The organism is uncultured Nostoc sp. (assembly GCF_964245575.1).
GTDB lineage: Bacteria > Cyanobacteriota > Cyanobacteriia > Cyanobacteriales > Nostocaceae > Nostoc.
This window is the reverse complement of record NZ_CAXTNP010000321.1, coordinates 1-7,732: the sequence shown is the minus strand read 5'-3', so window position 1 is coordinate 7,732 and position 7,732 is coordinate 1. Positions and strand designations below refer to the sequence as shown.

Below are 7,732 nucleotides of genomic sequence, written 5' to 3'. Positions count from 1 at the left end.
AAAAATTAACTTCTGCTTTCACGTTTCGGTGTTTCGCGCAGTCTGTAGCAGCTTCCGTCTTAAGAGTAGTAACTTCTGCCAAGACGTTTCGGTGTTTCGCGCAGTCTGTAGCAGCTTCTGTCTTGAAGATAGCTAGGAGTATCAAATGGCTGGAGGTATTTGTAAAAGCGATGTCTACGACGGGCTACGCCGGAGCAAACACAGGCTCCAAAAAATACAGGTAAGTAAGCTCTGCTAACCAAAACTACCTTACTCGTGAACAAAGTTTTTGTATGGAATATTCTGTTTATATCAAAAGTACCCTATAGCTTTGGAATTAGCTTGTAGAGGGCTTTTGTTAATGTGTAGACGGGTTGTGAGGAGAGTTTGGAATTATACCAATTCACGAAAATCCTGATACATATAGATTTCTCGTAGGGGCATGGCAATGCCATGCCCTACTGGCGTATTTGTATCATTATTAATACTTACAGCAGAATTCAAGTATTTGAACCACATCTATCGTAGGGGCACAGCATTGCTGTGCCCCTACCGCGTGGTCTATTTACCTGAAAATAGCTGTAATAAAAAAATCCGATTTTTCCCACAATGAATCGTTTAAACACGACTGAACAAATGAACCAAGTGTTATTTGTTCAGTCGGGGGAGTTTTAAATTGGCTGTTTGCGCCAATTGCGTTTTTTGAGCTTTGTTTGCCAAGACTCCATATAAGTATAGAAAACAGGCGTCAAATAAAGTGTAAGAAACTGCGAGAATACTAACCCCCCAACTACTGCTAAACCAAGGGGGCGGCGTGTATCTGCTCCGGCTCCCAAGCCGAGGGCAATTGGTAGCGTACCCATAAGTGCTGCCATTGTCGTCATCATAATTGGACGGAATCTCACCAAGCAGGCTTCATAAATAGCATCATAAGGGGTTTTGCCGTTTTGACGGGCAATAATTGCAAAGTCAACCATCATGATCCCGTTTTTCTTCACAATGCCAACCAGCAGAATAATGCCCACGAAGGCATAAATATTCAAGTCAACTTGAAACAGCAACAGGGTCAACAGTGCCCCAAATCCAGCAGAGGGTAAGCTAGAAAGAATTGTCAACGGGTGAATGAAGTTCTCGTAGAGAATCCCCAACACAATATAAATCACGAAGATGGCAACCAGTAGTAGCAGTCCTAAGCCCTGAATCGATGACTGGAATGCCTGCGCTGAACCTTGGAAGCCTGTACTAATTGTAGGTGGCAGTGTTTTACGGGCGAGTTCTTCAATTTTCCCAGTGACGTTACCGAGTGATACTCCTGGCTTCAGGTTAAAGGAGAAGGTGACAGATGCCAGTTGCCCTTTGTGGTTGATAGTCAAGGGGCCTACATCTTTTCTCAAGGTTGCTACAGCGTTGAGTGGTACAAGTTGTCCACTGGGGGTACGAACTGAGAGTAAATCTAGGGCGTTGGCATTTTGCTGATATTTTGGTTCCACGCCCATAATTACTTGATACTGGCTATCGGGGGCGTAGATAGTGGAAACTTGGCGAGTGCCATAAGCATTACTCAGAGCAGTTTCGATTTGATTAGCCGTCAAACCTAGAGCCGAAGCTTGATCGCGGTTGATGTCTACTTTTACTTGCGGATTTTTGATTTGCAAATCGCTGTTGACATCTTGTAAATCTGAGAGCGATCGCAATTTCTCTTCTAAAGCTGGAGCGTACTGGTAAAGTTCCTGAATATTGGGACTTTGGAGAGTAAATTGATACTGCGCTTTTGTTTGTTGTCCACCCACATTAATAGCTGGGGGATTTTGTAAGAATACCTTGATTCCAGGAACAACTGACAACTTCGGTCGGAGTTCTTGCACAACTTCATCAGCATTGAGATGGCGTTGAGAACGAGGCTTGAGTTCGATTAAAATTCTGCCAGCGTTGGCGGAAGCATTTGGCCCACCAGCCCCGACGCTGGAGTTGATGGAATCGACATTCGGATCGCGGTAAGCGATCGCAGCTACAGCCTGTTGATGTTTTACCATCTCATCAAAGGATATATCCTCTGATGCCTGAGTAGTTGCAGTTATTTGTCCAACATCTGCGTTGGGAACAAACCCTTTAGGCACAATTATAAATAGATACACTGTTGCTACAAGAATCGCTCCTGAAATCACCATCGTCGTACGGTGATACTTGAGTGATTTCTTCAAACTCCAATCGTATCCGCCCAATATCACATTAAAAACGTTTTCCGAAAAGTTGTAGAGACGACGGTTAAAATTTTTGATTCGGGATTTTGAATTTTGAATTTTGGATTGGGAATTGAGAATTTCTCCCTCATCTCCCCCTGCTTCCCCTGCTTCCCCACTCTCTTGCTCATGATGAGGTGGACTCAAGAATCTGGAACACAGCATTGGCGTTAAGCTGAGGGAAATTACGCCAGATACCAAGATGGCAACGCTGATGGTAACGGCAAACTCCCGGAATAATCGCCCCAGAATGCCTTCCATGAAGAGTATCGGGATAAATACTGCTACTAAGGAGATGGTCATTGATAAAATTGTGAAACCAATCTCTTTAGAACCATTTAGGGCTGCTTCCATGCGGCTTTCGCCCATTTCCATGTGGCGGACAATATTCTCTAGCATGACTACAGCATCATCTACCACGAAACCTACTGAAAGGGTCAACGCCATCAGTGATAGGTTATCGAGGGAGAAGCCCAGTAGCACCATTACCCCGAAGGTCGCTACTATCGAAAGCGGTACTGCCAAACTGGGAATGACTGTAGCAGAAATATTGCGAAGAAATAGAAAGATTACTAGCACCACCAAAGCGATGGTGAGTAACAGCGTGAATTGTACATCATCCACTGACTCCTGAATTGACTGGGAGCGATCATAGAGAATATCCATGTTCACAGCCGCCGGAATCTGTGTCTGGAAGGTGGGTAGCAGTTTTTTGATGGCATCCACTACTTGAACGGTATTAGTTCCCGGTTGGCGCTGAATTGCCAAAACGATCGCCCGCACGCCAGAATTTTGGATTTTGGATTTCTTCCCTGCTCCCTTACTCTCCTTCTTGACAGGAAAATACCAACTCGCAATCTTATCATTTTCCACGCTGTCCAGAACTTGACCTAGTTCACCTAGCTGCACTGGTGCGCCGTTTTGATAGGCCACATTCAGGGAGCGATAGCTGGCGGCATCGTTGAGTTGACCGTTTGCTTGGATGGTAGAATTCTGCTGTTGACCGTAAAGTGTGCCAGTAGGTAAATTGACATTTCCGTTAGCGATCGCATCAGCTACTTCATCAATTCCTATGCCTTTGACACTCAGCGATTCCGGGTCAACTTGAATTCGTACCGCATACTTTTGGGAGCCGTACACCTGCACTTGCGCCACTCCATCTACCATTGAGAGGCGTTGTGCCAGCAATGTCTCAGCATACTTGTCTACAGTTGAAAGGGGCAGAATAGACGAATTGAGTGATATATAGAGAACTGGCTGATCCGCCGGATTGACCTTTCGATAAGATGGTGGATTAGGCATATTCGTGGGCAGCTGCCTTGCTGCCTTAGAAATAGCAGATTGCACATCTTGTGCTGCCCCGTCTATATCCCGATTTAGGTCAAATTGCAGCGTAATCTGTGCACTACCCAAAGAGCTGGTAGAGTTCATCGAACTCACTCCCGCGATGCTAGAAAACTGCTGCTCTAAGGGAGTTGCTACCGAGGAAGCCATCGTCTCTGGACTAGCTCCGGGCAGGTTAGCTGTTACCTGGAGTGTTGGATAATCTACATTGGGCAGGTCGCTAACGGGTAGCTGTTGGTAACCGATCAGCCCAAATATCAAAATGCCAACCATAACTAGAGTTGTCATGATTGGACGCCGAATAAATAGCTCAGAAATGTTCATCGCGTTCCCTTGAATGAGTGCTGAGTGCTGAGTGAGGAGTGAGGAGTGAGGAGTTTACCTTTCTCCCCCTGCTCTCTGCCCCCCTGCCCCTCTGCTTCCTACTTCCGGTTTCACTTGGACTGTGGCACCAGGTACTAGGTTGAATTGTCCATCAGTGACTACTTGTTCGCCTGGTTTCAACCCTTGCTTAATTACCGTTTCGTTCCCAACGGTGTCAGCTACCGTAATTAGACGCATTTCTGCTGTTTTGTCAGGTTTTACTACATACACAAACTGCCCCTGTTGTCCACTCTGTATTGCTTGGGAAGGAACAGTAATGGCATTTAGTTCTTCGCTCAGTTTGAGTACTACATTGACAAACTGCCCTGGATAGAGGCGTTCGTCAGCGTTGGCAAAAGTTCCCTTAAGTTGAATTGTGCCTGTTTGGGTATTGACTCCATTATCAACAAAGGTAAGTTCGCCTCGTACCGGATGCCCTGCATCTTTAGGAGGTAAAGCATCGATTTCTAACTTACCGTTAGCACTATATTTTTTGATGTCTGGCAACAGTCGCTGGGGAATGTAAAAGTTGACGTAAATCGGGCGAATTTGGCTGATTGTAATTAACGGATCGGTGGCATTTGCCTGTACTAAGTTGCCTTGATTTAGCTTCAAGCTACCCGTGCGTCCAGCAATTGGTGCGTAGATGGAAGTATAAGAAAGCTGAACTTTGGCATTGTCGATCGCAGCTTCATCTGCCACTACTACCGCCTGAGCATTTTGGACATCTGCTTGGGCTGCCGCCACTGCTGCTTCAGCATTTGCCACTCCACCTTGATCTGCTTTCACTGTCGCCTGTTGAGCATTAGCAGTAGTCTGATACTGTTCGGCCTGTTCTTTACTGATTGCCCCTTGCTTGAGCAACTTAGCATAACGTCGAGCCTGCACATTTGCATTTGTTGCCTGGGACTTATCCTTTACAACGTTCGCTTTTGCCTGGTTCACCTGGGCGATCGCTTGTTGCACATTTGCCTGTGCCTGTTTCACCTGAGCTAAATCTTTAGCTTTGGCAGCATTAGCTTGCATCAGTGCGGCTTGTAGAGGGCGGGAATCAATTTTAAATAACAAGTCTCCTTTCTTAACGTTCTGTCCTTGCTGAAAATAGACTCCCGTAAGTTGTCCGCCCACTTGAGACTTGACAGATACTGTGGAATATGCTTCTGCCGTTCCCGTAGCCGATAATTGTATTGGAATCGTTTTTTGAGCCGCAGTAGCAACCACCACTGGCACAGATCGTTTTTTTCCTGCTTCTTTTCCAGTTGATTGGGCTTCGGAAGCATTACAAGCACTACACAAGTAGGCTAGACCTAATACAAGTAGCGATAACCGCGCTCTTTGAATAAGACTCTGAAAACGAGGAACAGTTTGAGCAGCCAAAGACGAAGGCTTTATCGTCTGAACAGGGGCTAAACAACGCATATCAACAATTCTGGGGGAAAGGGAAAAAGCACAGATACGTACTAGCTTGTCATTAGACATCGCATTTTCCGCAAAATGGTTGGTTGCAATTAATCTAATTAGAAAAGCATAATATTAGCTAAACTAAACATTAATGTACTAAGAATTGTTTTTTTCGCCTACCCCTTTAGGAGAGAAATTGCTGTAAAACTTGATGTGACTTTATTTTACGAAGGCGTAGTTTACCGTCGTAGGCATCGCAGTTTGTCTTTCAGCCAGAATAAATATTTTTACTCATCCCACGGTTACAAAAACATCGCTTGTCTTTGCGACACCCTCCCGCGATCGCTCGTTTTCATAAAAAGCCGTGCAAAAATCAAAGTCATTAGTACCAATGACTAATGACTAATAACTAAATTTAAGCTGCACAAAAAATCGGGGCAGGTGACAAACCCGCCCCGATTGCTTCTGATATACTGCGCCCAACGGCTATTGCTACAGGCTTTAAACTATCAACTAAATGCACCATATCTTGTAAAGAAAGTGCTTGACGGGCATCAGAAACAGATTTTTCTGGTTCTGGGTGACATTCAATAATTAATCCATCTGCACCGCAAGCGATCGCAGCCCTAGCCACAGGTGCTACTAGTTCGCGTTTACCAACTGCATGGGAAGGATCTACAATCACAGGCAGGTGAGTTATTTGCTTGAGTGCTGCCACTGCCCCTAAATCCAGGACGTTGCGGGTGTAATCATCGAAACTGCGAATACCTCTTTCGCACAACACCACATCAGGATTCCCGTGGCTGAGGATATATTCAGCAGCCATGACGAATTCTTCAATTGTCGCTGCTAACCCACGCTTGAGTAGTATTGGTTTACCTGCTTGTCCCAAAGCTTTGAGCAAATCGAAGTTTTGCATATTGCGGCTACCAACTTGAAGCATATCAGCGTGGGCGGCGACTACTTCAATTTGGGAAATTGACATAACTTCGGTGACAACTGGCATATTGTAGTGCGATCGTACCCTTGCCAAAATCTCCAATCCTTCTTCTCCCATACCCTGGAAAGCGTAGGGAGATGTGCGGGGTTTGTAGACACCGCCACGCAACCCCTGCACCGATGCAGTAGATAGCTTTTGGGCAACTATCTCCATTTGTTCTAAGCTTTCAACAGTGCAGGGGCCACCGATAATTACCAGTTCTTTGCCCCCGAAAGCGACTTTTTCGGAAATTTTAACGATTGTTTGGTGGTTCGGATGAGATTGTGCGGCAAGTTTGGCGTTAATCATGATTCTATTCTCCTAAAAATTAATTATTGGGCACTATTTTGCGATAACAAAAAAGCCCGGAACCTTTAAGGAGTTCCGGGCGCGTTCTGATTCATTGGCATGACGCTATTTACCCGGAATTTAGTCTGGGCCAAAAGTAAAAGCCATAAAACCAGCTATTCAAATAAGTCATAACAATGAAATTCTCTTTAATACAACAAAAACCGCAGAGTTCGCTCTGCGGTTCACCGGGCGGTTTCCTAACGGAAACTCGATTCACTCCCGGTGAACCACCCTAAACCAAAAATAAAAGTAGGAATTTGTGTCAAGCATTTACGGGGCTTTTGCTGGAAAACTTAAGAAATATGCCTATGTAAAGTAACATTAACAGGAAGAGTAAGCGCTGTCAAGACCCCCACAAACCATAAAAAAGCGATAGACTCAGTACAAATGTGGGAGTGAAGACTAGTAACCAGGATTGAGAACTAAAAATATATAATTCTCCTGACAAGTCATCTCACCTTGCGAAAGCTTATTGCAGACAATTGATGATCGCCATACATTATTCTTACCCAAGTCCTCATTCACCAGATCAACTTTTTAGGATCATATCAGTTTCATTATGCCTAGTTCCAAAATCTTAGCCCAATCTTTCGACTATTATGGAGTTTACCCCTGCCCAGTCTGTCGGATAGGTAAGATTTCTCACATGCCATTGATGGAAGCTATGGCTTGTGACTTTTGCCAAGAGATTTTTACAGTCAACCTAGAACTAGAGCAAATCAAGATGCCTTCTAGACAACCACCTTTAATTTGGCGTTGGAATGGGTTTAGTTGGACAGAAGGCCAGTTGGAAGGTGTGGAATTAGGTTGGGGTTATGGACTAGCAGCAGCAGTTTTTATAATTCTTCCCACTACTCTAATTGGCATAGTAGCTTACTATTTTCCTGCTAATCTCAAAGAACCCATTACTTGGATGCCATATATTTGGACAATATTAACTTTCTTATCACATTTATCAATTATTGTTTGGATTGTGATTGAAATTTATCAGATTCCAATTGCAGCATATTTGAGGGCGATCGCTCGATGGAGAAATGGGGAGATGGGGAGATGAGGGACTGGGGAGATGAGGGAC

The 7,732-nt window shown here is 44.7% G+C and carries 6 protein-coding genes; 3 read left to right on the top strand and 3 right to left on the bottom strand.

Annotated elements, in window-relative coordinates:
• Positions 1 to 224: hypothetical protein (locus tag ACFFAP_RS32875; protein ID WP_375515147.1), on the top strand; the 224-nt coding region annotated here is incomplete at its 5' end.
• A 426-nt stretch (positions 225 to 650) separates the two neighbouring features.
• Here the strand turns inward: ACFFAP_RS32875 and ACFFAP_RS32870 are convergent.
• Both ACFFAP_RS32870 and ACFFAP_RS32865 read right to left on the bottom strand, forming a co-directional pair.
• Positions 651 to 3,887, bottom strand: a complete 3,237-nt coding sequence (locus ACFFAP_RS32870) for an efflux RND transporter permease subunit (protein WP_375515146.1) — start codon at positions 3,885 to 3,887, stop codon at positions 651 to 653.
• A gap of 54 nt (positions 3,888 to 3,941) precedes the next feature.
• Positions 3,942 to 5,405: an efflux RND transporter periplasmic adaptor subunit gene (locus ACFFAP_RS32865; RefSeq protein ID WP_375515145.1), complete on the bottom strand. Its 1,464-nt coding sequence runs from the start codon at positions 5,403 to 5,405 to the stop codon at positions 3,942 to 3,944.
• Between the two features lie 135 nt (positions 5,406 to 5,540).
• On the opposite strand from ACFFAP_RS32865, the gene ACFFAP_RS32860 reads away from it, so the two are divergent.
• The gene (locus tag ACFFAP_RS32860) at positions 5,541 to 5,726 is read left to right on the top strand and encodes a hypothetical protein (protein WP_375515144.1); all 186 of its coding nucleotides are present in this window, start codon (positions 5,541 to 5,543) and stop codon (positions 5,724 to 5,726) included.
• A gap of 16 nt (positions 5,727 to 5,742) precedes the next feature.
• Here the strand turns inward: ACFFAP_RS32860 and aroF are convergent, their stop codons facing one another.
• Complete coding sequence (gene aroF / locus ACFFAP_RS32855; RefSeq protein WP_375515143.1) at positions 5,743 to 6,615, bottom strand: 3-deoxy-7-phosphoheptulonate synthase; 873 nt, start codon at positions 6,613 to 6,615, stop codon at positions 5,743 to 5,745.
• A gap of 601 nt (positions 6,616 to 7,216) precedes the next feature.
• Here aroF and ACFFAP_RS32850 point away from each other — a divergent pair.
• Positions 7,217 to 7,711 carry a hypothetical protein gene (locus tag ACFFAP_RS32850; RefSeq protein ID WP_375515142.1) on the top strand — a complete coding sequence of 165 codons (495 nt, stop codon included), beginning with the start codon at positions 7,217 to 7,219 and terminating at the stop codon, positions 7,709 to 7,711.
• The last annotated feature ends 21 nt before the right edge of the window (positions 7,712 to 7,732 follow it).

Bases quoted from the DNA above. Each gene is read 5' to 3' on its own strand.
- ACFFAP_RS32850 (WP_375515142.1), top strand. From the start codon at position 7,217: ATGCCTAGTTCCAAAATCTTAGCCCAATCTTTCGACTATTATGGAGTT.
- ACFFAP_RS32865 (WP_375515145.1), bottom strand. From the start codon at position 5,405: ATGTCTAATGACAAGCTAGTACGTATCTGTGCTTTTTCCCTTTCCCCC.
- aroF (WP_375515143.1), bottom strand. From the start codon at position 6,615: ATGATTAACGCCAAACTTGCCGCACAATCTCATCCGAACCACCAAACA.
- ACFFAP_RS32870 (WP_375515146.1), bottom strand. From the start codon at position 3,887: ATGAACATTTCTGAGCTATTTATTCGGCGTCCAATCATGACAACTCTA.